Annotated in this window: 26 protein-coding genes; 16 read left to right on the plus strand and 10 right to left on the minus strand. The window is 63.0% G+C overall.

Annotated elements, in window-relative coordinates:
* The first annotated feature begins 10 nt into the window (after positions 1–10).
* The 11 genes from ACVWY6_RS23120 to ACVWY6_RS23170 are packed head-to-tail and all read left to right on the plus strand — an operon-like array spanning position 11 to position 8903.
* Positions 11–1009 (plus strand): VOC family protein, encoded by a 999-nt coding sequence (locus ACVWY6_RS23120; protein ID WP_317714608.1) that lies wholly within the window; start codon positions 11–13, stop codon positions 1007–1009.
* Positions 1006–1803, plus strand: coding sequence for an alpha/beta fold hydrolase (locus ACVWY6_RS23125; RefSeq protein ID WP_457541273.1), 798 nt, complete (start codon positions 1006–1008; stop codon positions 1801–1803). Before ACVWY6_RS23120 ends, ACVWY6_RS23125 begins: the two co-directional genes overlap by 4 nt.
* Positions 1800–2543 carry an SDR family oxidoreductase gene (locus tag ACVWY6_RS23130; protein WP_457541275.1) on the plus strand — a complete coding sequence of 248 codons (744 nt, stop codon included), beginning with the start codon at positions 1800–1802 and terminating at the stop codon, positions 2541–2543. Before ACVWY6_RS23125 ends, ACVWY6_RS23130 begins: the two co-directional genes overlap by 4 nt.
* Positions 2544–2581: 38 nt before the next feature.
* A complete protein-coding gene (locus ACVWY6_RS23135; RefSeq protein ID WP_457541277.1) occupies positions 2582–3364 on the plus strand; it encodes an SDR family oxidoreductase in 783 nt (260 codons plus the stop codon).
* Between the two features lie 28 nt (positions 3365–3392).
* Positions 3393–5072 carry a thiamine pyrophosphate-binding protein gene (locus tag ACVWY6_RS23140; RefSeq protein WP_457541279.1) on the plus strand — a complete coding sequence of 560 codons (1680 nt, stop codon included), beginning with the start codon at positions 3393–3395 and terminating at the stop codon, positions 5070–5072.
* Positions 5069–5524 (plus strand): alpha/beta fold hydrolase, encoded by a 456-nt coding sequence (locus ACVWY6_RS23145; protein WP_457541281.1) that lies wholly within the window; start codon positions 5069–5071, stop codon positions 5522–5524. The genes ACVWY6_RS23140 and ACVWY6_RS23145 overlap by 4 nt, the downstream gene beginning before the upstream one ends.
* Positions 5521–5754: a recombinase-like helix-turn-helix domain-containing protein gene (locus ACVWY6_RS23150; protein WP_317714605.1), complete on the plus strand. Its 234-nt coding sequence runs from the start codon at positions 5521–5523 to the stop codon at positions 5752–5754. Before ACVWY6_RS23145 ends, ACVWY6_RS23150 begins: the two co-directional genes overlap by 4 nt.
* A gap of 1 nt (position 5755) precedes the next feature.
* A complete protein-coding gene (locus ACVWY6_RS23155; protein WP_457541284.1) occupies positions 5756–6847 on the plus strand; it encodes a Rieske 2Fe-2S domain-containing protein in 1092 nt (363 codons plus the stop codon).
* The gene (locus ACVWY6_RS23160; protein ID WP_457541286.1) at positions 6847–7179 is read left to right on the plus strand and encodes a hypothetical protein; all 333 of its coding nucleotides are present in this window, start codon (positions 6847–6849) and stop codon (positions 7177–7179) included. The genes ACVWY6_RS23155 and ACVWY6_RS23160 overlap by 1 nt, the downstream gene beginning before the upstream one ends.
* Positions 7176–7568 (plus strand): RidA family protein, encoded by a 393-nt coding sequence (locus ACVWY6_RS23165; RefSeq protein WP_457541288.1) that lies wholly within the window; start codon positions 7176–7178, stop codon positions 7566–7568. The genes ACVWY6_RS23160 and ACVWY6_RS23165 overlap by 4 nt, the downstream gene beginning before the upstream one ends.
* 60 nt (positions 7569–7628) lie before the next feature.
* Positions 7629–8903, plus strand: a complete 1275-nt coding sequence (locus ACVWY6_RS23170; protein ID WP_457541290.1) for an MFS transporter — start codon at positions 7629–7631, stop codon at positions 8901–8903.
* Between the two features lie 4 nt (positions 8904–8907).
* On the opposite strand, the gene ACVWY6_RS23175 is transcribed toward ACVWY6_RS23170, so the two are convergent.
* Positions 8908–9537 carry an LppP/LprE family lipoprotein gene (locus tag ACVWY6_RS23175; protein WP_457541292.1) on the minus strand — a complete coding sequence of 210 codons (630 nt, stop codon included), beginning with the start codon at positions 9535–9537 and terminating at the stop codon, positions 8908–8910.
* 306 nt (positions 9538–9843) lie between these two features.
* Complete coding sequence (locus ACVWY6_RS23180) at positions 9844–11307, minus strand: APC family permease (RefSeq protein ID WP_457541294.1); 1464 nt, start codon at positions 11305–11307, stop codon at positions 9844–9846.
* Positions 11308–11882: 575 nt separating this feature from the next.
* On the opposite strand from ACVWY6_RS23180, the gene ACVWY6_RS23185 reads away from it, so the two are divergent.
* Positions 11883–12323: an RrF2 family transcriptional regulator gene (locus ACVWY6_RS23185; RefSeq protein WP_457541296.1), complete on the plus strand. Its 441-nt coding sequence runs from the start codon at positions 11883–11885 to the stop codon at positions 12321–12323.
* Between the two features lie 64 nt (positions 12324–12387).
* Complete coding sequence (locus ACVWY6_RS23190) at positions 12388–13620, plus strand: globin domain-containing protein (protein WP_457541298.1); 1233 nt, start codon at positions 12388–12390, stop codon at positions 13618–13620.
* Between the two features lie 153 nt (positions 13621–13773).
* On the opposite strand, the gene ACVWY6_RS23195 is transcribed toward ACVWY6_RS23190, so the two are convergent.
* From ACVWY6_RS23195 to ACVWY6_RS23210, 4 genes are all read right to left on the minus strand, one after another.
* Positions 13774–14643, minus strand: a complete 870-nt coding sequence (locus ACVWY6_RS23195) for a universal stress protein (protein WP_457541300.1) — start codon at positions 14641–14643, stop codon at positions 13774–13776.
* Between the two features lie 237 nt (positions 14644–14880).
* Positions 14881–15759 (minus strand): alpha/beta fold hydrolase, encoded by an 879-nt coding sequence (locus tag ACVWY6_RS23200; protein ID WP_457541302.1) that lies wholly within the window; start codon positions 15757–15759, stop codon positions 14881–14883.
* 184 nt (positions 15760–15943) lie between these two features.
* On the minus strand, positions 15944–16273 hold the full coding sequence (locus tag ACVWY6_RS23205; RefSeq protein ID WP_457541304.1) for a helix-turn-helix transcriptional regulator: 330 nt from the start codon (positions 16271–16273) through the stop codon (positions 15944–15946).
* Positions 16274–16320: 47 nt separating this feature from the next.
* Positions 16321–17328, minus strand: coding sequence for a TerC family protein (locus ACVWY6_RS23210; protein ID WP_457541305.1), 1008 nt, complete (start codon positions 17326–17328; stop codon positions 16321–16323).
* Between the two features lie 226 nt (positions 17329–17554).
* Here ACVWY6_RS23210 and ACVWY6_RS23215 point away from each other — a divergent pair, with 226 nt between their 5' ends.
* The gene (locus ACVWY6_RS23215) at positions 17555–18496 is read left to right on the plus strand and encodes a universal stress protein (protein ID WP_457541307.1); all 942 of its coding nucleotides are present in this window, start codon (positions 17555–17557) and stop codon (positions 18494–18496) included.
* A 348-nt stretch (positions 18497–18844) separates the two neighbouring features.
* Here the strand turns inward: ACVWY6_RS23215 and ACVWY6_RS23220 are convergent, their stop codons facing one another.
* Positions 18845–19189, minus strand: a complete 345-nt coding sequence (locus tag ACVWY6_RS23220; protein ID WP_457541309.1) for a hypothetical protein — start codon at positions 19187–19189, stop codon at positions 18845–18847.
* 57 nt (positions 19190–19246) lie between these two features.
* On the opposite strand from ACVWY6_RS23220, the gene ACVWY6_RS23225 reads away from it, so the two are divergent.
* A complete protein-coding gene (locus ACVWY6_RS23225; RefSeq protein ID WP_457541311.1) occupies positions 19247–19579 on the plus strand; it encodes an ANTAR domain-containing protein in 333 nt (110 codons plus the stop codon).
* Between the two features lie 74 nt (positions 19580–19653).
* Here ACVWY6_RS23225 and ACVWY6_RS23230 read toward each other — a convergent pair whose 3' ends face one another.
* The 3 genes from ACVWY6_RS23230 to ACVWY6_RS23240 all read right to left on the minus strand — a co-directional run bounded on the left by ACVWY6_RS23230 (position 19654) and on the right by ACVWY6_RS23240 (position 23239).
* A complete protein-coding gene (locus ACVWY6_RS23230) occupies positions 19654–21180 on the minus strand; it encodes an NTF2-like N-terminal transpeptidase domain-containing protein (RefSeq protein ID WP_457541313.1) in 1527 nt (508 codons plus the stop codon).
* 235 nt (positions 21181–21415) lie between these two features.
* A complete protein-coding gene (locus tag ACVWY6_RS23235; RefSeq protein ID WP_457541315.1) occupies positions 21416–21871 on the minus strand; it encodes a hypothetical protein in 456 nt (151 codons plus the stop codon).
* Between the two features lie 210 nt (positions 21872–22081).
* Positions 22082–23239 (minus strand): alpha/beta hydrolase, encoded by a 1158-nt coding sequence (locus tag ACVWY6_RS23240; RefSeq protein ID WP_457541317.1) that lies wholly within the window; start codon positions 23237–23239, stop codon positions 22082–22084.
* 828 nt (positions 23240–24067) lie between these two features.
* Between ACVWY6_RS23240 and ACVWY6_RS23245 the strand changes: the two genes are divergently transcribed.
* The gene (locus ACVWY6_RS23245; protein WP_457541319.1) at positions 24068–24724 is read left to right on the plus strand and encodes a DUF305 domain-containing protein; all 657 of its coding nucleotides are present in this window, start codon (positions 24068–24070) and stop codon (positions 24722–24724) included.
* Positions 24725–24734 lie beyond the last annotated feature (10 nt).

A 24734-nucleotide genomic window follows, 5' to 3' on the forward strand; every position in this document is an offset into this window, starting at 1 on the left:
AGGAGTGCTCATGCTCTACTCCCAACTCCCGGTACTCACCGACACGCCGGTGTGCACGTTGCGCAGTCTGCGTTCCGTCGCGCTCAGCGTTCCCGACCCCGCTGCGTCTCGCGATTTCTATCACGAGGTGTGGGGCCTGTCGACAGTGGACGAGGACGGCGACCGGTTCTGGCTACGGGCCACCGGCACAGACCATCACGTCCTCGACCTGCGACGAGGTGATCTGAATGCGCTCGGCCACATCAGCTTTGCCGTCGGTACGCCACGCGAGGTCGACGACGCCGCTCGAGCGCTCGACCGAATCGGGGTGCCGATGCTGCGCACACCGGGTCTGCTCGACGACGCGGGCGGTGGCTACGGCCTGCAACTGGTCGATCCGGAGGGACGTGTGGTGGAACTGTCTGCCGACACGTTCGCCGTCTCCGCTCAGGAACCAGCCGGCCGAAGGGCCGTCCCCCGCAAGATCGCGCACGTCGTCCTCAACACCACCGACATCGAGCGCACCGCAGCCTTCTACACCCAGGTGCTGGGGATGCGCATCTCGGACTGGTCGGAACGCCAAATGACGTTCCTGCGATGCAACTCGGATCATCACGTCATCGCACTCAATCAGGCACCGTGGGCTTCGCTCAACCACATCGCCTACGAGATGCCCACCATCGACCACTTCATGAGAGGCATCGGAAGCTTGCGCTCTCATGGCATTTCGCCGCAGTGGGGGCCAGGCAGGCACGGCCCCGGCGACAACACGTTCTCGTACTTCACCGACCCTGCCGGCCTCGTGTGCGAATACACCTCCGAAGTTGCGCAGATCGACGAGGATGCCTGGCTCTGCCGCACGTGGCGTCGAACTGCCGAACTGTCTGACCAGTGGGGAACGGCGGGTCCCCCCACCGCAACCGTCCGTTCAGCGATGGCAGGAATACCGGACCCAGGCGCCCGAGCTCTGGTGACCGCCCGCGACGCCGACTACTTCTACGGCGCCTTGCAGACGGTGGGCACGTCATGACCACCGCATCGGCGGTCCGCGAGCGCCTGCACGCTGTCGAACGCACCGCAGAACACCCACTCGACGCTCCGCGCACCCTGTTGTTGCACGGGATCGGCGGATCGGCCCGATCATGCGAACCCGTCGCCGAGAACATGGCGGCCCAGGGAATCTCAACGTGGTGCCTCGATGCGCCGGGGTACGGGGAGTCTGCCGATCCGTCGGTCGGCGAAGACCTGGTGGCGACGGTCATCGAGTTTCTCGAGGCGGTCTCACCAACGCTCCCTGTCGTGCTGCTCGGCACGTCCTGGGGCGGCGTCGTCGCCACTGCGGTGGCCCTTCGTAGGCCGGACCGGGTCGCGGGGCTTGTCCTGATCGACAGCACCCGAGGCTCGGGCACCACGCCGGAGAAGGCCGCTGCGATGCTGAGCCGCATTGACGAACTCCAGGCGGTCGGCGCCGCGACGGTCGCGTTGCACAGAGCGCCACGGTTGACCGCACCCGGTGCGGATCCCGCAATCGTCTCCAAGCTTCACGACTCGATGGCAGCCCTGCGGCTACCCGGGTTCCGGGCGGCAGCCGAGTACATGGCAGCCACCGACCACGGGCCGTACCTGCAGAACATTTCTTGCCCCACACTCGTTCTCGTGGGTGAGCACGACGTCGTCACCGGAGTGGACGAGTCACGATTGCTGGCCGAGCGCATCCCGGGCGCACTGCTGCGCATCTTGCCCGACGCCGGTCACGTCGCCATCCAGGAACAACCGGAACACGTCGCCGACATGGTCGCAGAGTTCATCAGGACGCTGACGTGAACGCCGGGACCGTAGTGGTCACCGGCGGCGGACGCGGACTGGGGCGAGCCATTGCCGGACGGCTCTGCGGCGAGGGCCATCACGTGGTGATCGCCGAACGTGATCCCGACACCGCGCATGCCGCAGCCGAAGACCTCGTCGCCGCCGGGGGCCTCGCGACGGCCGTCGTCACCGACATCGGAGATGTCGAGTCCGTTCGCGCCCTGGCCGACGAGCTCGAGCGTCTCGACTCTCACCTGATCGGCCTGGTGAACAATGCGGCGATCGCCGACGGTGTCGGAGGTGCGACCTTCTTCGAGCTGGCCGACGACGAGTTCGACCGGGTCACCGACGTCAACGTTCGAGGTACGTGGTCCGTGACCAAATACCTGTGGCCGCAACTGCTCGCCGCTCGCGGCGCCATCGTGAACATCGCCTCTGACGTAGCCATGTACGGCTCACCGCGTCTGGTGCACTACGTCTCGTCAAAGGCGGCGGTGATCGGCATGACGCGATCCATGGCCCGCGACGCCGGCGAGTACGGAGTACGAGTCAACGCAGTGGCCCCCGGACTGATTCGTATCGAGGCGACGGAAACCGTTCCCGACGAGCGGTACCGGACCTATGCCGACGGTCGCGCGCTCTCACGCGAGCAAACACCCGACGATGTCGCCGGCGTCGTGCGCTTCCTGCTGTCAGACGACGCCGCGTTCGTCACCGGACAGACCATCGTCGTCGACGGCGGATTCGTCTTTCGCTGACGCCGGCAACACGAACAATTACGCCACGAGGAGAACCGATGGACCTGCAGTTGAAGGGACGCCGCATTCTGATCACCGGTGCCAGCTCCGGCATCGGGCTTGCGACGGCACGACTGCTTGCGGCAGAAGGGGCAACGCTCGCCCTGTGTGCACGCGACGAATCCCGGTTACGCACCGCGACAGCTGAACTGGCTGGGATGACCGATGTCGTCACGGCGGCCTGCGATGTCACCGACAGAGCGTCGGTGAACACCTTCGTCACCCGCGCCATCGATTCACTCGGTGGAATCGACGGTGTCGTGTGCAATGCCGGCAAGTCGTTGATGCGCACCCTCGACGAGACCACCGACGACGAGGTCCGAGACGAGTTCGACCTCAAGATCTTCGGGGCTCTCAACGTGGTCCGCGCGGCACGGAAGGCTCTGGCGGCGTCCGACGCTGGTTCGATCGTGATGGTCAACGCCATCTTGTCGCGTCAGCCCGAATTGCGGCTCGCCGTCACCGCAGCTGCCCGAGCCGCGCTTCTCAACCTGTCGCGTTCCCTCGCAGACGATCTCGCGTCCGAAGGTATACGGGTCAACTCGGTTCTTCTGGGCCTGGTCGACACCGGGCAGTGGCAACGCCGATTTCAGGAGAACGGTTCGGGCGTCGACTTCGACACCTGGAGCGCTGACATCGCGCAGGACCGGAGGATCGCGCTCGGTCGTTTCGGAACCGCCGACGAACTCGCTTTTCCCATCTCCACACTGCTCTCACCGCGCAACAGCTATGTGACCGGAGCATCCCTCGACGTCGGTGGCGGAGTCCACCGCTACGTCTGACGCATTCACCGAACATCAGGAGAAGACGATGAATCCAGCACCCGAGACCCAGCGCCGCACCGGCGGTGACGTACTGGTCGAGGTGATGCGCCGGCATGGCATCACCACCGCGTTCGGTGTGATCAGCATCCACAACCTTCCGCTCGTCGAGGCCGTCGACCGGGACCTGAAATTTGTCGAGATGCGGCATGAGGCTGCCGCCGTCAATGCGGCCGATGCGTTTGCTCGTGCGTCGGGCGGTATCGGAGTCGCGTTGACCAGCACCGGAACCGGCGCGGGTAACGCCGCAGGCTCGATGGTGGAGGCGCTGACCGCCGGTAGTCGTGTCCTGCACATCACCGGACAGATCGAGAGCGAGTACCTCGCCCCTGGCCGACCTGCCGCGAGCCGAGGGGTGATTCACGAGTTCCCCGCGCAGCCGCAGCTGCTCGAGGCGGTGTCAGCACACGCCTCGACCATCACAGATGCCAAGGAGGCCGACGCCGAACTCGAATCCGCGATAGCGCATATTCAGTCGGCGCCGACCGGGCCGGCCAGTGTCGAATGGCCTACCGATCTGCAGTACCTCGCTTCGCCTGACCGCCAGCGCCCCGCGGAGTGCTCGCCCCGCGTCGTCGCGGCCGCTGACCCCGACTCTGTTGCCCGTGCCGCCGACCTCTTGGCACACGCGAAGAGCCCACTCATCTGGCTTGGCGGCGGCGCTGCCGGCGCGGGCGACGCCGTGTCCGCGTTGGCGCACCGACTCGGTGCGGGCATCCTCACCAGCAACTCGGGCCGCGGAATCGTCTCCGAAGCCGATCCCCTGGTGATCGGCAACTTCGCGACCACCCCCGCAGCCCGTGAGCTCACCGCCGATGCCGATGTCATGCTCGCGGTGGGCACACATTTCCGCTCGAATGAGACAGCCTCGTACACACTCTCGCTCCCGGCGACACTCATCCAGATCGACGTCGAGCCGGCCACCCTCGGCCGGGTGTATCCCGCCGAGGTCGCGCTCGCCGGTGATGCCCTGCGCACCGTCACCGCACTTGCCGAGGCCATCGAGAGCCCTTCCGGCACTGACGGCTGGCGAGAGCGGGTCGAGGACCTTCGTCACCGTGTTCGTACCGACCTGTCCGACTACATCGGCGGTTACGCCGAAATCTGCGCCGCTATTCGGTCGGCCCTCCCGGCCCGCTCGGTGATCGCACGTGATGTGACCATTCCGAGCAGCCAGTGGGGCAATCGTTTGCTCCCGATCTACAACCGCGCCACCAACATCTTTCCCCTCGGCGGGGGTATCGGGCAGGGCCTGGCGATGGGCATCGGCGCCGCGCACGCCCGTCCCGAAGTCCCCACGCTTGTCATGGTCGGCGACGGCGGACTGGCAGTCCACCTCGGCGAACTGGCATCGCTCGCCGGATCCGGAGCACATGTCATCGTGATGGTCTTCAACGACGGAGGATACGGCGTGCTTCGAAACATGCAGGAAAAGAACGGGTTCCGACGCTCCGGGGTCGATCTGCACACTCCACGCTTCGATCTGCTCGCCGCCTCGATGGACATGCCCTACCGACTCATCCAGGGCCCCGGCAGCATCGCCGATGCCCTCGCCGACGCCGTACACAGGGCCGGCCCGACGATGATCGAAGTGGACGTCACGGCACTCGACCCGACACCGGGCGCCTTTGTTCCCCCTGTCCACGTTCCCACGGAGGCCCACTCGTGAACGCCTGCACGCTGTGGTGGGACGACGGGGCCCTGGCTGCGGTCGAAGCCGGCGAACGGACACATGTGTTCGCGGCAGGTGCCGATGCCGTCAAGGCAGTCCGGCTCGCCATCCGGTGTCCCGACGTCGTTCTGAGCCTCGTTCTGGCTGATCCTGTTACGCCGGAGGAGGATTCGTCCTCCTTGCTCCCGCGGGTATCGGTTCCCACACTCGTCGTCGCATCGGCACCGCACTCTGATACCGATCTGACGGCCGCCCAACTTTTCGCGGGCGACATCGACAACGCGGTGTTTGTGGTCGTGGACGGGTCTGCCCGACCGGTCCACACCGCGAGTCGTTCGTCGTTCACAGAGTGGAGTTCGTCTTTCGTCGCCATCGCCGAAGGACTGGCCGCCCGCGAAGGCAGGCTCCCCATCCCACCAACCCCTCTCGTCGAAGGAGTCCTCCGATGACAACTCGCACAGCCCGCGAGCCCTATCTCGAAGTCCACCAAACTCACCCAGAGCCGATCACGCCCTACGAGACCAAGCTCGCGGGCTCTATCTCAGAGGTGTTCACCGGCGGCGCAACAACTCTCGCCGAGGTCGTCGCGGGTCTCAATGACCTGGGACTCCACGGTCCCGGCGGCGATCGGTGGACCGACGACAGCTTCCGCGCCGAGATGCGCAGATTGGGAAAGTGATATGAGTACCGAAACAGTCACCAATACAAGACAAACCGCCCGAAATCGCGGCCCCACTTTCGCTGTGGGCACACGACGACACCTCGATGCCGACGAGATCGCAGCAACGGGTCTGCGCGACCGGTGGTACCCGATCCTCCCCTCGCACATGGTCGAGCCAGGTGCGATGGTGCCGGTTCGCCGGCTCGAGGTGGACTGGGTGCTGTTCCGCGACGCGCAAGGCGTCGTCCACATGCTCGAAGATCGGTGTCCTCATCGCAGCGCCCCGCTGTCGGTCGGACAACACCTCGGCGACAGGATCGCCTGCCTCTACCACGGGGTCCAGGTGGACGGCAGTGGCACTGTCGTCTCGGTTCCCGGCATGCCGGGATGTGCTCTCGAAGGTCGGCGAGCAACCGTGTCGCTGAGCGTGGTCGAAGCGGCCGACACGATCTTTGCGTACGTGCCACTCACCGCAGAATCCGTGTCGACGCCGTTTGTGCTCCCCGACCGCCTCTCCGACCCCGAGGTGTCGTGGTTCCCCAACTACGCCGAGTGGGCCGGTCCTTGGCGGTTCTACATGGACAACGTGCTCGACCCGATGCACGGCGCGTTCCTGCACCGCAATTCGCACTCGATGTTCGGCGGCGACATCTCGGCCCGGTTCCGCATCCGCGAGACCGACCGTGGGTTCTTCTTCGAGAAGACCGATCAACGCGGGGTGAACTTCGACTGGGTCGAATTCGTCCGAGGTTCCATGGATTTCGTTGATCTCGAGATCCCTTACGGCCCAGCGGCCGGCCCCGGCGGCGTGTTCGGCATTGTCGGTATGAGCACCCCGATCGACCGCGAGACGTCCGCGATCTTCCACTGGCGCACCCGGCGGGTGAGCGGCTGGGAACGTGAGACCTGGCGGTTCCTCTACCGGACGCGACTCGAAGAGAAGCACTGGGAGGTCCTCGAACAAGACCGGGCAGTCCTCGAAGCCCTCGCCGGTGACGCAGACCGCGAAGAGCACCTGTATCAGCACGATCTGGGGGTGTCCCGCATCCGGCGGTTGTACCGCGCCGACGCCGTCGCGCAGGCCAAAGTTCTCGCGGCAGCGAACGCCTGATGAGCGATGCCACCATGATGCTGACGATCTTCCTGCGCCACGACCAGGGTCAAAATCTGGACCAGCTGCAGGCTCGTCTTGATGAAAACGACTGGTGGCATGAGTTCCCCCCGGAGGGTTGCGAGGTGGTCTCCTGGGTCGTCGCGATGGGTATCGGACAAATCGTGACGCTCCGGCTGGCTCCTGCCCGTCTGCCCGCTGTGAACGTCGAACTCGAACGACGGGCCTGGGGCACGTTCCGGACAGACTTCTACCCCACCTACGACTTCCGCGAGGTGCGCGCCCGCCTCACAGAGGAGTCCGATGCGCGCCGCGAGGTGTCGAGCCGATGACCTCGGTCGGTCACCCCGGCGTCCCGGAACCGCCACGGCCTGGCATGTTCAGCAATGCCCGGGTCGTCGGAGGTCAGTTCTTCCTGTCCGGAATGCACGCGGGTACCCCACACGGACCTGTCGGCGGCGGTGACACCTACGCGCAGGCAGTCGAGGCCTTCCGGCGGACCCGGGCACTTGCTGAAGCGTGCGGTGCGGGGATCGACGACATCGTCGCCCTCCGCATCTACGTCACCGACATCGCGGACAAGGCGGCGGTCGGCCGAGCCCGAGGTGCCGCCTTCTCCGCACCTCTGCCCTGCTCGACACTGGTCGAAGTGTCGGCACTGGTGGAACCGGGCCTCACCGTCGAGGTCGAAGCCCAAGGCTTTCTCCCGAACGTCCGATAGCCGGACGACTAACATCAGCCGAACCGGCGCTCACGCGCCGACAACCACAAGGACGCCATCATGAGCGGACCGACCATGACCCAGCCGGCCACCACAGCCGAGATCACCAGACCGAACTGGCCTGTGCTCGCCCTCGCATTCATCGCCGTCGTCCTCGACGGCTACGACACCATTGCGCTCGGGTTGTCGGTGCCTGCCCTGGCCGACGACTGGGACGTACCCACTTCGCACTTCACTCCGGCGCTGTCGTTGACCAGCCTCGGGGTCGCGCTGGGTTACATAGCCGTCGGGCGGCTGACAGCGCGCTTCGGATGCCGCAACGTCATCCTCGCCGCCGTCGTCGCATTCACCATCGGATCATTCCTCACCGCTTGGAGTGGATCCATCATCGAGCTCAGCGCGCTCCGGTTGATCACCGGGTTCGGACTCGGCGCAGTGATGCCCGCGGCCGTTGCTCAGGCCACCGCACTGAACCCGGCGCGTCATCGTCAGTCGATAGCGGTGTTCGTCACCACGGGCATCTCACTCGGTGCGCTCATCGCCGGACTAGTGGGCTCACAGATCGTCGGCGCGTTCGGATGGGAATGGGTCTTCATCCTCGGCGCCGCGGCATCGACGCTGCTGCTTCCTTTCCTGTGGCGATGGCTTCCCGACGAACGAGGCATGACAGGTCTCACCGTGGCATCGCCTCATGCCAAACACGGCGCATCGGTTGCCCGCCTTTTCGAGCCCAGCGTGCGGACTCGCACGATTTTGCTGTGGGTGTTCGCATTCCTGGTGTTCTCGGTCTTCTACATCTTCTCCTCGTGGCTGCCGACGCTGTTGACCAGCTACGGCTTCACCAAGGGACTCGCCCCACTCGGATCAGCGGCGCTGGGAGTCGGCAGCATCATCGGAGCAGGGGTGTTGATCCTGGCGGCCAGGCGATTTCGGATGACCTCGGTTCTCGCAGGCACCACGGCGGTCGCGATCGTTTTTCTGGTCCTGTCTGCGTTCCTGGGCGCAGACAAGGCTCTCCTGCTGCTGGTGTTCGGTGGGGTGGGCCTCGGTCTACAGGCCGGCATGATCGGGCAAGCCGCCGTGGCCGTGTCGTTGTACCCGCAGGCCACCGCGGCAACCGGCGTCGGCTGGGCGAGCTCGATGGGGCGATTGGGATCAGTCGTCGGACCCATCGTCGGCGGAGCGCTCATCGGTCTCGGTGTGTCCACCAGCTGGATCGTTGTGATTGCCTGCCTCCCCGTGGCGGCTGCGCTGGTGGTGGTTCTGGCGCTCGGGAAAGTTCAGTCGCGCTACTCCGACGGTGTCACGGGCCAGGCCCCGGGTGATTACCGGTGACGGTTCAACACTTACCGTCGGTGATCGCCTCGGGTAGTTCACCGATCATGTCGATACCGGATCCGTTCCACCGGTAGGCGACGTTCACCTCGCCCTGCGGCGCGGCATTGGGTTCGTCGGCAACGATGTAGCGGTACCGAACGTCGATCTGATCGTCGGATGCACCAGTGATCATCTGGTAGCTCAGGTTGCAGGCGGTACCGGTACCGAGGAAGTCACCGCCACGAAAGAGCAATAGCTGATTCGGCGACGAGCCCGTACCACCCTGGGTGTGCAGGGCCACGAAGATCAACAATGAACATGTGCCGGCGTTGGTCTCGCCCCTCACCCAATTCACACCAGGCATCGGGGGCGCGATCTGCGCGATCGCATCGTCGATCGTCGTCGCATCGACCTGTGACCCGCACGGCGCTTCCTCCCCCACCGGCTCGGAGGCAGGCACGTCGATTGCGGCCGGCGACGGAGAGGTGAGGGCGGGATCTGCGGTGCGTGTCTCGGTCAACGTGGTCGTGACGGGGGCAGAGCTGTCCGTAGTGTCGTCTGCACATCCCGTCATGAGCGCCACAGCCGCGAAGGCGGTGAGCGCCGTACCGGCTGTTGACTTCGAAATCCGAGCACTGACAATACTTTTCATTGAGCAGATCCTTTCGTTGCCGACCCACTCCTACCGTCGCAATCAGCGTCGAAAGAGTTAGTCACGGAAAGGTGTCGATGACGGGCGGCCGGGGTCATCGCAGGTCAGCGGACACAAGCGTCGACCGGACAAACGACAGTCAGACAGGGCTGTTGTCAAGGTCAGAACCGAGATACGCGTGGATCGAGACGGGGACCTACGACCTGACGCCTATCACCTGTCTGAACACGTCCGCGCCCGTTGATGGAATCAGGCTGTCGGGCAGGGGCTCCCAGCGCGATTCCAACAACCGGTGGCACCAGTTCGTCACTTCGTGGGGTCAGTAAAGAGATCTGCGTCGTCGGATATGGTTTCGAGTACTTCGCGGTCGAACCGCAGCATGTAGAGAAAGTATGCGAGGCCCGGGATCAGCAGACCGAGAACGATCACGATGGTCGCCCACGTAGTGGAGGCGGTGAGCACCACGGCCAACGCCGTGATCACCCACACCAGCGCCGCGATCGCCACGGGCTTTTCGAACCGGCCGAGGTCGAAGCCGCTCTGTCCGCGCCCGAACTTTCGGCGTACTCCGAGGTAGAGCACGATCGTCATGAGGTAGAGGCCGATGTTGAAGATGGCACCAGTTGCAATGAGCTGTAACAGCGCCGAGCCCGGCATCACAAGCATCAAGATCACGCCCACGGCCAACACCAGCAGCGTGGCGGGTATAGGTGTCTTGGTGCGCGGGTTGACTCTGCGCATCACTTGGTGGCCTGGGAACCGCTTGTCGCGCGACATCGCAAAGATGTAACGCGCTGTCGAAGTCATGGTGACGAGCGCGGCTCCGAAGAACGCCACGGCGATGGCAGCAAGTAGCGGCCGCTCCAAGCCGTTTCCGAACTGCTGGTGCATGATCTCCGCGACCGACGATTCGCTGTTGGACGCTGACGGCAGGTCCTTGATCGCGACTGTCAGCACCAGGATGAACAGAAAACCGAGTACGCCTGCGGCGGCAACCGACCCGATGATGGCGCGAGGCACGCTTCGGAAGGGATTCTCGGCCTCCTCGGACATGTTTGCGGCTGTTTCGAATCCGACCAGGGTGGTCAGCCCCATCAGCGAGGCCGCCATCAAACCACCGCCGATGGCGAAATAGTCGGCGTCTCCCCCGGCAACACCACGGGAGAACAAATTGTCCGTCGTTCCATCGCCCGCCACCATCACGGCGACTGCAAACGCGGTGCCGAGTATGAGGAGGATACCGATCTCGACCCCCACCGACAATGAATTGACCCAGCCGACGATGCGTGTTGCCGCTATCGCCAGCAAGGTCTGAATCACAAGTAGCGCCACGGTGATCACGCGCGCAGTCGTCTCGTCGGGTTCCATGTTGAGCAGTGGCATCAGGCACTGACTTGCCAGAGCGTTGTCGATCGCCACCGGCGCGGTCACGGCACTGAGGACCGCAACCCAACCGAACGCCCATCCGATCTTCGGGCTGGCCAGCCGTGAGGCCCACGTGTAGCTGGATCCGCTGAGAGGGATTCGCGCCGCGAATTGCGCGTACACCAGTGCGACCAACAGTTGTCCGAGCGCAACGACCGGAAACAGCCAGATCCCAACAGGTCCGGCGTTCTGCAGAACGTCGTCATACGTCGCAAAGATGCCGATGACCACCGACACCGACGCAAACGAGATGGCGAACATCTGAAACCCGTTGAGCGACCGTTTCAGTTCGGGTTCGTATCCGAAATCCCGCTCCACCTCGTCGGCCGCCTCATCTCCTGCCATGCTCTTTGTCATTGCGTCACAGGCCTATTAGTAAGACGTGCGGGCGCAAGTGCGCTCAAACATGGAACCCACCGCTCGCCCCAGTGCAATTCAGACGCCTTGTTGTTGTTTGCGTCGCCGACGTCGGCGGCCGCAGCGCGCTGATCTTGCATCACAGCGGAATTCGCCACAATCTGTGCCTGCATCAAGCAACCCGATCTGTTGTGGCGGTGTTGCCGGGAACTCTAAAGCAGAAATTACGCCTTCGCGATCGAATCGCGAACGCGGGCAACGCGGGTGTGGCCACCGCACGGACAGTTGACCCAGCGCGCCCACACCTTCTGTCTCTGTCGATGGCGTCATTGTGGAACGCTTTGTCAGACAACAGTGCCTTCGCTTAGCGAAACGAAAGGTTTCAGACAGAGAAACTTCGCAGCGCGCGGGCCTGTCGCGCTATCGCCTCTTCGAGGTCATTGCCGGCAGAGTGTGCGTTGCATTGGGCGTAAGTGCTGGTAGAAAACCCGCACGAAACGTGGTGTTTGAGGCCACGTCGATAAATGTCGCTCCCCGCGTAGAGGTTAACTAGCGTGGGTCTTATGCAGCTGACACGGTTCACCGACCTGGGGGTGCGGACGATGATGTTGCTCGCAGCCTCCGACCCCGCACGCTGCAGACTGACAACCGCTTCCGTTGCCAAGGCCGTGAACGCGTCCGAGCATCATGTAGCCAAGGCAGTGACTCGGCTCGTTGAGCTCGAGTGGGTGAGTGCACGACGTGGCCGAACGGGGGGATTGTTTCTCACGGACGCTGGACGGGCGATGCCGGTGGGCCATGTAATTCGTACGCTCGAACACGACCGGGAGGTCATTGACTGCGATGGGGCACGTCCGTGTCCCCTGGTCGCCGCGTGCCGGTTACGCCACGCGCTGGCCACCGCGAAAGAAGCGTTCTATCAAGAACTCGACAAGTACACCCTGGACGATCTCACAGCGCCAACGCTCCCCACATTGACAGCGGCATCGCCGCGCGAACATTGAACCCACGCAGCATCTCTCGTTGTTGACCGCTTCTTCCTTCCCGCAACATGATCGGAGCACTTCCATGCCCACTCCAACTTCCAGTCAGGCCGCTGCTGCCCCAGAACTAGACCCCGGCCACGCCGAGGTCATCCGCGCCACCCTGCCCCTGGTGGGCGGAAAGGTCGATGACATCACCAAAGTGTTCTACAACCGGATGTTCACCGCGCGACCTGAGCTTCTGCGGACCCTGTTCAACCGGGGAAATCAGGCGCAAGGTGCCCAGCAACGGGCATTGGCCGCTTCCATTGCCACCTTCGCCACCCACCTGGTCGATCCGAATCTGCCACATCCTGCCGAATTGCTGTCGCGAATCGGGCACAAACATGCCTCTCTGGGCATCACCGCTGACCAGTACAACATTGTCCACGAGCACCTCTTCGCGGCAATTGTCGAGGTACTGGGTGCCGAGACTGTCACCGCTGATGTGGCAGCTGCCTGGGACCAGGTCTATTGGCTGATGGCGAGAACTCTCATCGACCTCGAGCACCAGCTATATCGGCAAGCAGGCGTCGGCGATGGGCAGGTCTTCCACCGCGCCAGCATCACAAGTCGGGTCGACGACCCGTCGGGAGCAGTCCTCATCACCGTGACCGCAGAAGACGTTGTTCTCTACCAACGTCATCCGGCGCAGTACGTATCCGTCGGAATCACGCTGCCCGACGGTGCCCGTCAGATTCGCCAGTACACGGTGATCACCGGCGCCGCCAACGAGGTGACGTTCGCCGTGAAGCCCGTCGCAGCCAACGCCAACGGGCCCGCCGGAGAAGTGTCAAACCACATCTCCCAGCACCTGCGACCAGGCGACCTGATCGACATCACCACAGCCTTCGGGGACCTACCCACCGCCGACCTCGGGTCGCAACCCGTCGTGCTGATTTCCGCAGGCATCGGTATCACCCCGATGATCGCCATCCTGCACCACCTGCACGACACCGGCACCGCTGCTACCGTCCAGGTTTTGCACGCGGACACCTCACCAGCCACTCACCCACTCAGAGAATTGCATCTGCGACTCATCAAGGCCCTACCTGCTGCCACACTGGACCTGTGGTACGCCGATCCAGGCGACTCGGCACACGCTCACCGCGGGCAAATCGACCTGACCGACATAGCCCTACATCCGAAGTCCTCGATCTTCGTGTGCGGCAACAACGGATTTGTCGAGCATGTGCGCGAACAGCTCCTCGACCAAGATGTCAATCCTGCCCGAATCCACTGTGAGCTGTTCTCCCCCAACGACTGGCTCCTCTCCTGATCTGCAACCGTTTACCTAGGGTCTCGTCGCGGAACGCCGCATAAGGCACGCCAGACATGACCCCAAGGGATCTCCGCGTCCCGCCCATAGTGCAAACCTGAATCTCGGGGATCTGGATGCTGAGGTCTTGAGGGCGGTGCGCCAGTCTCCGGCCTACCTAACTGGATGCACAACCATGACTGGACACGGTGCGCCATGGAGAATGGCGCGGCTGACCGAGCCCAACAACAGTCCTCGAAACCCCCCACGCCCCCGGCTTCCCACCACAATGAGTTGTGCATCGTTGCCGACGTCGAGGATGTAGCGTGCGGCGTCGAGAGCGGAGATGCGTGTCTCGACAACGAGGTCGGGGTAGTCCTGACGGAAACCCGAAAGCAGTTCTCCCACACGCTCAGCAGCTTCGTCGCGGAGTTGTTGTATCACCTCGGAATGGCCGTAGAAGACGTCGCTGGAAAATCCGAGGTACGTGTGCACCACAATCAGCGGGGTGTTTCGTTCATCGGCTTCGGCAAACGCACGCGTCAGCGCCTCATGTGATGTCGGCGAGCCGTCTATTCCGACCACCACCGGGCCAGTTGCCGGGTACTGACCGTGTACTACGACAACAGGGCAGTCGGCGTGAGCGGCAGTTTCGGTACTGACTGAACCGAGCAGAAGCCCGGCCACTCCACCCCTCCCTCGGCTCCCGAGCACCATGAGGTGCGCATCGCTGGAGATGTCGCGTAGTACCAGCTCCGGCCTTCCCTCGATCACCTGACCGTCGACAACAACGGAAGAGTTTTCTTTGGCGACCTTCTCGACGGCCGCATCGACGACGTTATGGGCGTCATCTCGCAGGGCTGCGTCGATGAGGGCCTGTGTCTTCGATACTCCCGGCGCGTATCCGGAGGTGATGGTTTGGACTGTTGTGACCACCTTCAGCGGCAGGTTCTTCCGAATCGCGGCGTCGGCGGCCCACTGTAGAGCGTGGTGCGAGTGGACGGACCCATCGACGGCCACCACGACAGGGGCGTTTACGTTCATCAGACCGTCTCCTTCGATGGGAGTGTGCAGGCGAATGTCCACACCGTCGCCGCGCAGGCGTCTGCTTCACGCTAATCAATCCCGAACGCAGAATGGGCTGTTTGGGACAGGAGAGAGAAGCGTTGGGCTGCGCCGCGTGCTCGTCATCCGGCACATCGTCGGCCGTCAGGTCTGCACGATCAGGAAGCAACCGCTCCAGCGACCCTCCCTGTGGCTCGGCAGCGGCGATATGCCGAGTCAATCGCCAGCTGTCACCGCCTGCAGCATCTCGGCCCAGTGCTCCAGCGGCAACAGGTGACCTCCGTCGTGGTAGACGACTAGTTCGGCTTCGGGGAGGTGTCGCTGGAGCCATCGGCCGTTGGCTACCGGGGCCATCTGGTCTCGGTCGCCGTACCAAAGCCGCACCGGCGACTTGACTTCCGCGAGATCGAACCCCCATGGTCCTATGAAGGCGACGTTGTCCCACGCAATGGCCATTGGCCCTTGTCGCAGCGCTTCTCTGAACGAGCCATGGAGTGCCTGTCGTACTGTTTCGTTACCGACGATCTTCGGGTCACTCTCTCCCCACATCCAGTCGATCCACGGCGCCTGCTCATCGTCACGCACGCGCATCATCGCGTCGAGCAGTTCCTCGTTACCCTGACGAAAACTCTCTGCCGACCTGATGGGGTCGTCCGGAAGGTATGACAGAGCTGAAATATCGTTCTGAGTCAGCGCATCTCGGGCGTTGGGCATTTCCTGCGTGGGCGCAAGACCACCCGACACACCGACTCGCGTTACTCGGCCTGGCATCGCAGCTGCAGCCGCCAGTGCGAAGGGCCCGCCTCCCGACCAACCAAAGGTGGCGAACACGGCTATACCGAGTTCGTCGACGATTGCCTCGACATCTCGGGCCACCCGCTGCAGACTGCTGACGGCGGCGCCGGATTGGCCGTAGCCAGGTCGGTCGAAGCTGATCACACGGATACCCAGATGTCGGGCGATCTCGTCACCGAAACCCGGCTCCAGTCTGGAACCTGGCGTTCCGTGAAAGTGCACGACCGGGACTCCTCGCGCATCTCCCGCATCCCTGACCATGACCGACCGATCATCGACCGAGACCTTGAACTCTTTCACCGTCGCAGGCTACGCGGAGCACGTGGTCGACGTCACGGATCGACCACTGCGATCCAAGCTTTGTCTAAACCATGACGAGAGACGGATGAGCACGCGACCGCGGCAATCAAGCCGAATGTCGCCCTTCAACCGGCCCATCTCAGGCTGCAAAAACCTAGCCAGACGTCACTGCAAGCAGACGAGGTCAACGCAAAGCGGCGAGCAGCTCACCCACACTGTGGGCAGACTCGAGTCGGTGGCGCATGCGGCCTTCCTCGCGGACGGTGTAGGAGTTGCGTCGACCGTCTTTGACCCGCGTGAGGTAGCCGTCCTCGATCAGATCGGAGATGATCGCTTGGACTGCGCGTTCGGTGATGCCGACTGACTGGGCAAGTTGGCGCATCGTCAACTCACCGTCGCGCGCCAAACACACCAAGACATGCGCGTGGTTCGTCAAGAACGTCCAGCTACGAACCGGTTTCGCTTCGTTGTCACCGGCACGACCGGCAAACTCTGTGAGATCGGCTTTGGCCATATCCGCACAATAGACCATCACGATTTCCGGTTTCAGGCTTCTGCTGTTCAATCCGCACGAGGCGCGTCCATCGCCTCGTCCGCTACGTCTCTGTCGCTTCCGTGCTCGACAGATACTTCGCCGACGCGGCTTGCAGATCCGCCGGGGTCGTTGCGGGTGCGAGCCCAGCTGACGAGGACCGCAGTTGCCAGTACCACCACGACCACGGTCAGAGATGTGATGGTGGGAATTTTGTACACCTCCAACAAGAGCATTTTGAATCCGACCCAAACCAACACCACGGCCAGCCCGAGCTTGAGGTAGATGAAGCGGTGCATCAGGTCGGCGAGCATGAAGTACATGGCGCGCAACCCGAGAATGGCGAAGGCGTTCGAGGTGAACACCAGGAATGGTTCGCTCGTGACAGCGAAGATCGCCGGAATGGAGTCGACCGCAAAAACAATATCCGTGACCTCCACCAGCACCAGCACAGCAAGGAGCGGCGTAGCCAGCCAGCGACCCCCTTCCTTCACCCAAAACGCCTGCCCCCGATAGCCGTCCGTCATGGGCGTGACCCGCCGGAATCCGCGCAATACAAGCGACTTCCCTGGGTCGATGTGCTCCTCCCGGTGCATCGCCATCCGAATTCCAGTGGCGACGAGAAACGCCCCGAAGAGGTACAGAATCCAGGCAAAGCTGGCGATAAGCAGAGAACCCGCGGCAATAAAGGCGCCGCGAAACACGAGTGCGCCCAGAACGCCGTAGAACAACACCCGGTGCTGATACTCACGCGGCACCGCGAAATAGCTGAAGATGATGGCGAACACAAACACGTTGTCGACCGCGAGCGACTTCTCGATGACGTACCCGGCGTAGTACTGCGCAGCGAACTCCCCACCCCACATCCACCAGACAACGCCGCCGAACCCCAGAGCGAGCGCCACCCAGACCAGCGACCATGCGGCAGCCTCGCGGACAGCAACGACGTGGGCCCTTCGGTGAGCGAACAGGTCGATCGCGAGCATCACCAGGATCACACCGAGCACCGCCGGCCACATCCACCATGGAATTGACATCTTCCGCTCCTTCCGCGACATCCATCGATCGCCGGTTCAGCGGAAGTTTAAAGTACGAATTACTATTCGTCAATTGTTCTTCTACACTGCGGAGTCGGCTACCTCAGCACGACGCCGGTGTTCGACACGCCGGAGACAAGGACTTTGTTCCGGCAAAACGATGACCACCGGCACTTGGGCCTGCGCACCGAAGCCCGAATAGTCAAACTTGAGCAGAGGAGCCGCAATGTCTGACAATCCCCCCATCACAGTGGGTGTCGTGGCCGGCGAAGCCGATTACGCCGCCGTCGAGTGGGCAACTTATGAGGCCGCGGTGCGCGGAGCGCCGCTGCTCATCGTCACTGTCATCGAAGACCTCGAGCCCACCATGCGCGCGTGGCGCCTGCCAGCTGAGTACGTCCACGACGTCGCCCGTACAGCTCAGGGCGTGGTCACCGAAGCGAGCGTCGTCGCTCGTGTCATCGCGAACCAAGCTGGTGTTCGCGACCTCGAGATCGGAGGCAAGGTGATCAGGGGAGCAACACGCGACAAACTCATCGCGCAGTCGAGCGACGCCGCGATGATGGTCTTCGGTGCTCGCAGTAGACACGGCCTCCGCCCCGACCCCATTTCATCAGCGCTCGCAATGCATGCGCGCTGCCCCGTTGTCTTGGTCCCCACGACCCGTTCAACAGAAACCCCCGCACATCGCATAGTGGTCGGTGTTGATGGATCACCAGCCAGTGTCGAAGCCGTCGCAGCTGCTTTCGATGAAGCCAATCGCCGGGACGCTCCCTTGCTTGCGGTGCACTCATGGAAGGAGAACAAAGTGCACTCGGCCTTTGGCGACCCAGATGATTCTCGATTGATCGATCTGCAGGAAGCCGAAAACGCGTTGATCGCAGAGCAATTGGCGGGGTGGCGCGAGGATTATCCCGACGTTGACGTTACTTACCGAAGCATGCACGGTGACCCCGCTGACGTTCTGGCCCAGGTGAGCCGCGAAGCCGAGCTGCTGGTCGTCGGTAGTCGCGGCCTCGGCGGTTTCACGGGCATGCTGCTGGGTTCGACCAGTCAACAATTGATGCACGACCCGCCATGTCCCACACTCATCGCCCGGCATCGAGAGCGCGACGGTCAAACCCTCTTTCATCGTTTTGCACGTGCCGTGCCCGCCACGCGGCCCTGACCGTGAAGGCCGTGGCAGACGATGCTTGGGTATTGGCCCCGTTGCTCAGTACCCGGGCACACTGTGCCGGATACCTCCAGCCAGCAGCACCGTGTTGTGTCTTTCGGACCCCGCTACAGCAGGGTCAACCCCCCGATGACAGGTACGTACCACACTCACCGATTGTCCTGGGCCGATGGAGGACTCGAGTCGACGCTCACGTGTCGGCCGACCCTACTGCAGAGAGACGACGACCGTGCCGACCGAAAGGGAGGCGTTGGCCGATGGCCACTATCGAGCACATACGTGGTTGTCATTTGACGCTAGTACGAGTGTGGAGGACAGATTGTGCAAAATGCTACGAGTCGATCAGGCCGAGCGACGCACCGCGGGACGGCCGCAGTAGCGATGAACGATGATGCGCTTCTCGAGATACTGCCGGACCACAGAGTGGCACTCGACCGGCTCGTCCAGCACATTGCGGAGAACTTCGGCAGGGACGAAGCACTGTACGCAGTGACCGCCACCGCACTCGGGCTGGTCGAAGGCGCCGATTCGGCTGACATCCTCACCATGCACGGACACGAGCAACACCATCCGGCCGTTGTGGCAACTGGGCGTCCACCACCTACGCTCGGAGATAACGTTGTTGAGGATCTTCGCCAATTGACGCCGGCAGACCAGACTGTGTTTTGCTGCAACGATTTCGAACATGATGGCCGGTGGAGTGGAGTCGCATCGGCGATCCGATCGACCGGCGTTCGAAGCATAATGTTGTTCGAGCTGCAAGCGGGAGGAGTACTCCTGGGGACGCTGATTTTCCTGGGGCGCAGCCCTGGAGCGTTCACGCCGTGCGACGTGCGGGTAGGAGGGGTCCTCGCTTGGTGCGCGACCCTGGCACTGAAGGCCGCCGTTGACTATCACGCACTTGAGGTCTCGTTGGGTGCCCACGACGTCATCGAGCGCGCGAAAGGAATGGTGATGGAGCGACTGTCACTCGATGCTGTCCAGGCAGATCACCTGTTGCGGCAGCTCGCCAAAGAATCCGGAACCCCGTCCTTCGTTGTCGCGCAACGGCTCATCGAGCACGGGCCCATCAAGTGAACCGCAATATCCGCTGGTCAACGCGGCAGCAATCGGGGGTCGGCAGCCAACTCAATGTCGGCTGCACATTTCACTCAACGTATTGACGGCCGAGAGGCGAGGAAACGTTGCGCGACGGCCAGAGTCGCCGATCCTGACCGCTCACCTTCGCAGTAGATGACGATCACCTCGCGTCCCTGAATCCCGACAAACCAGCCCGGGCCTTGCAGTCCGTTCGTGCCGACAAGTGCCCGTAGCCCCGGCACATCCGTCAGGTCGCTGGCATCACCGGTGGTCGCCGTGGTTTTCATCGCGCTGTCAACCACCTTCAGCACAGTCTTGTCGACCGGCCCCAGGTCACCAACCTCAGTTCGTCCCGGTTCTCCCGAGATGATCCAGGGCACAACCAAGTCAGTTCGCGCCACGGCCATTCCCAGCGCGCCCATGTTGAGCGCCGAGACCCCTCGATCTCCTGGACGAAATGCCACCGGCGGGGCATTCGGCGCGCTCGCGTGGTCCTCGGGACGCACACCCGGAATCGAAAAGTCCACGCCCAGGCCCAATTGCGACAACAACTTCGTCGCCGTCGCCTGGTCGGATCCGGCCAGCTCGTCGATTACGTGGGCCACAGGTTCCAAGGTACTGCCGGATGTGTATTTCTTGCCGATGGTGATATCGCGGTCGGTCGCGAGGTCGTTGCGCATCGACGCCCGGATCGCTCCGGTCGCGGTATCGAGCACCAAGATGCTGGCTGGTTGAGCAACCTCAACCACAGCTTCGAGCGCGGCGAGTTGCGTAGTCGGCTCGATGGCGGTGCCGATGTTCGGCGCGGGCGGCCCCTGCTCACGGGCCAGCTGCACGGGTCCAGTACCTGGAGCGACCATCTGGGCAGACCACCCGGCCGTGGCATCGTAGATGCCCTGCCAATAGTCGCGGACGCCATCCAGGACCGGAGAGTCAATCCGCCGATCGAGCGGAACCAGCTGTGGCACCGCGGTAACCGAAACACCCGGTATCGACGCGGGATCGCTCACCAACGCCGCCATGTCCGAGTCTCTTATTGACACCACCGTCGCAGGCTTGCCGTTGGCCGCAGCCAGCTGATCACGGACCGCCCCGGGCGTCACCAGCTGGGCCACCGGGTTGATGCTGTTCACGAGCGCACCGATCGAGATCTCCAGGTCATCTGCGGCCACCGGGTCAAGGGCAATGTGGTTGACCGTTTGCAGCGTGAGCATGTCTTGACCGAATCGGTCCTCGACCGCGGGCGCGGGCCGCGCATCCGTCCGCACCGAGCGGAGGCTACCGCCGGCTGTCAGGCCCCGAGCCAGTAGTTCAGGGTTCCACTGGATGCGCCAGCCGAGCGAGAGTCGGCGGGCCAAACCAGAGGTGTCCGTCCGCAGTTCCCGGTCGTTGTCCAGTCTCCAGGTTGTCTTGAGTGCGAATGTTGCGGTCCCATCGGCATATTCATCGGCCCGGCTGACCTGGACGTCGACTCCTTGCGCCGACATGCCGTCGAATGAAGCGGCAAGCGATTCCCGTGCCTGACCCGGCGCGGAAGTCGTTGCTGCTGCGGCCACGGCGTCTTGAGCTTCGATGGCCGTCGAAAATTCTTCGAGCATCGCAGATGGACCTGAAAGGCTTTGTTCACTGAATGGCCCGCACGAGGTCGTGGCCAGAACACAGACTGCCCCGAAAACAGCAACCGCGCAGCGGCCGGGCAAGCAACGCATACCAACATCCCCGCTTAATCTGGGCGATCCGCGCCGGGCTTCTTCCGGACCAAACAAGTATGGGCTCGCCGGATCTGCAGTCGATAGGGTCGACAGTCCCTTGGCCAGGGACCTTCATCACGGGCTATTGGGGGCGCCACCACTGCCTGTCGTCCTCGATTGCCGACGGGTCAGCAAGGGTGGCATCCCGGTCCGCGCCGGCGATGATCTGGTAGCGGATCGAGTCTCGCTGACTCACCACCAACAGCGGCCACCACAAAGTACGTACATACGATTCCGCATTGTCGTACCCGTCCCAGTCATACACTCCCCGATAGAGGTTGTGGTTGTCGTGGGCTAGCCACAGTTTGGATACGAATCCTGGAAATCCTACGAACAGCGGTGTGTTGAGCAGACTCTCGCGGCGGAAAGCCGCATGCGCGAGGCCGTTGCCTGCGACCCCGCGCAGCCGGAAGCCGACGATTAGGGTAACCGGCTCGACGACAGCTTGGACGTCCACCACCGTTTCGCGATAGACCCGAGCCACCGACCCGTCAGCGAATGGAATCTGGCGGTTGATGTTGTCATGAGGTAGATGCATTCGATGCTGGTGAATGAGCCGGCCGGTCTCCGCCATACAATGGCCAAGTGCCACTGCGGCATCCCCCGGCGGCGTCGGGAGGGGGATAGTCATCTCGGCCTCGCGGGACGTCTTGAGGTTGGCGTTCTCGGACGAGTCAGCATGTTCACGTTGGTAGTCCGCACGTCGAATGAACTGTCCGGTTGGCGGTGACGATATCCGAGACGCTGGTCATGCAGATGCCAACAGTGTCTCGACGAAGAACCCGGTGACACGGGTCGACCACTCGGTCGGCCGGGTGGTGAGACCCGACGTATGGTTCCCGCCTGGAACCACCCAAACGTCAACATTAGTCGGCGATGCCGACCTTATCTCGTCGGCTGCGTGTACCTCGTCTCGTTCGTTGCCTGCTGCGATCAACAGCACGGGCCGGGGTGCGCCCCGAGCAACCGCGTCGCGCAGACTGGTCGGCGGTGAAGCGGGCGTCAGAAGGTCGGTGAGCGAGTACATCACGCTGTCCACAACTTGTTGGAAGCGTCCTCGCAGGCCGTACACGTCGTCGAGCCATCCTCTGTCTGCGTATGTTCGGCCTGTGGCACCTTCAGCTACCGCCGCAGCCATCCGGCTGTCGACCGCGAACGTTCCGATGACCTCCTCCCCACCCATCGACAATCCAAGTGCGCCAATTCGATTCGGATCGAGGTCCCGCCGGGTCACGAGGTAGTCAAGTCCAGCTCTGAGGTCAGCGTCGCCATACCAACCGAACTTCATAGCCTCTCCCCTGCTGCGACCGTGCCCTCGCGCGTCGACCAGCAGAACACCGAAACCAGCATCGCTGAGGACCTTGGCATGGTCGAGCAAGGAGTCGCTGTCGGACGAGGCGCCGTGGGCAAGTAAAACCCCGGCTCTATTCGACGAGGCCGTGTACCAGCCTGCCAGCTCCACAGCATCGGCCGTTCGCAAGGTCACAGCGTCGAAATCGGGATCACCTTCGCGTAATGGACGCCCTGCTGCCCCGGGATCGCCTGCGCCGGTCGTTGCATATGTCGCGATCGCGACGGGCACAGCGAGCCCGTACGCGCTCAGCACTACCAGGGGGACGATCAGCACCCGAATGACCGTCTTCTTTGTAGTCCACAACGCCGCGACTCCAACCCCCACGGCAAGGGCACCACCGAGAAGTAGGATCACGCTGCCAAGTGAGTACACCGGTGCTGCGGTCGCACCACGGCACGCGTACCACGTTGCGGCGGCGAAAGGGATGGATATCACCGCCAGGCCCAGGAACGTAACGCCGGTCAGCACGCGTGGAATTCGAGGCGCCAGCGACAACGCCACAAGAAGGCACAGCCCGGCCACGAGGATGAGGTGGAGGACTCTCCCTCCCATGGACTCGTCAGCTGAGACCAGGAGCCCTGCACCGAAAGCTACCGCTGCACAAGCAGCTACGCCCGTGCCTCGCAAAGGCGTCAGAGCCTGGGTACTCGACTCGGTCGGCGGCGTCATTCCGGCGACCAGGTTGTTTTGTCCACATCACTTGTCGTCGCCTCTCGGCGGTTGCCGTTAGTGGTGTTGACCATTGCAATCTCCTCGTCACGCTCGAACAGTCCTGGACTCACCGCCGGTGACGATCACGGTGGCGTTGGGCGTGCGATGATCTCGGCGGTGGCATCGATGAGCACCAGTACATTTGAGTGATCCCTTTGCTGTTCGGCGCCCCAAGCCTCCGCTGACGACTGGCCGGCCATCAGGGTCGAACGTCACCAGCGGCGAGGCGAAGGTCTCTGCAGCCGGCCTGACGTCGGACCTATGTGCCGGCGCGCGGTCCTTTCAGTCCGAACTCGCACGCGCACCGGATCTGAGTCCGCAGCCTGCCATCTGCCCCCTCTTCATCAGCAATTGAACTACGTTCAGCCATATCTCAAGGGTCCTTCTACTCTCGCCGAGCGCGGTGGCCAACGACTGCAATAGAAGTCGAATCAACCAACAAGATAGAGGATCTCCCGATGACCAAGCTGACCCAGTAAGAGCAACAAGTTGGGCAACCTGGCGATGGGAATCAACCCGCCACAATGACGTCCGCCTGACCTGAATCACGTTACGGCGTACGTCGTCATACCAGAGACCCATCGTGACCCGGCCTGCTGTTCGAGGTGCACAGATGTTGAACGACCGGCACAAAAGCCAACGGGTACAACTCCATCGAGGTGACCAATCGTGAGAGAACCACCAACGGCGCACATGAAAACACTCGCCATCATTGTGGCCACTGCAGGCCTACTCGGAGTCACCGGGTGCGGTGTCATCGACGCTGACAGCGACATGGGTCGAATGCAGTCGCGTATGAGCGAAACTTCTGAACCCACCGCATCATCCACAACTGTCCAGAATGCTACGGACTTCAATCACGCGGATGTCATGTTCGCGGAGATGATGTACCCGCATCACGGCCAAGCCGTCGAGATGTCTGACATGGTCAAAGGCCGGACAGACAGCGCGACACTTATCGCTCTGGCTACGACCATTCGATCCACACAGACTGCAGAAATGGACCAGATGTACCAGTGGCTCATGAGCTGGGGCGCGCCGCCACCTCATGTCGACTCCGACGGCATGGGGGTCATGGGGAGAGGCCACGGAGCGATGAACGGGATGATGTCGCAGGAGGATATGGACGACCTCGCCAACAAAGCCGGCACCGACTTCGATCGTTTGTGGTTGACACTGATGATCGAACACCACAAAGGTGGGATCACGATGGCTGCGAACGAGGTCAAGAACGGCCTGCACCCCGCAATCACAGCAATGGCGTCCACCATCATCACCGCGCAGCAAGTCGAGATCTCTCAGATGACCACGATGCTCCAGGAATAGGCCGCCTTAA

The organism is Williamsia sp. R60, assembly GCF_054063855.1.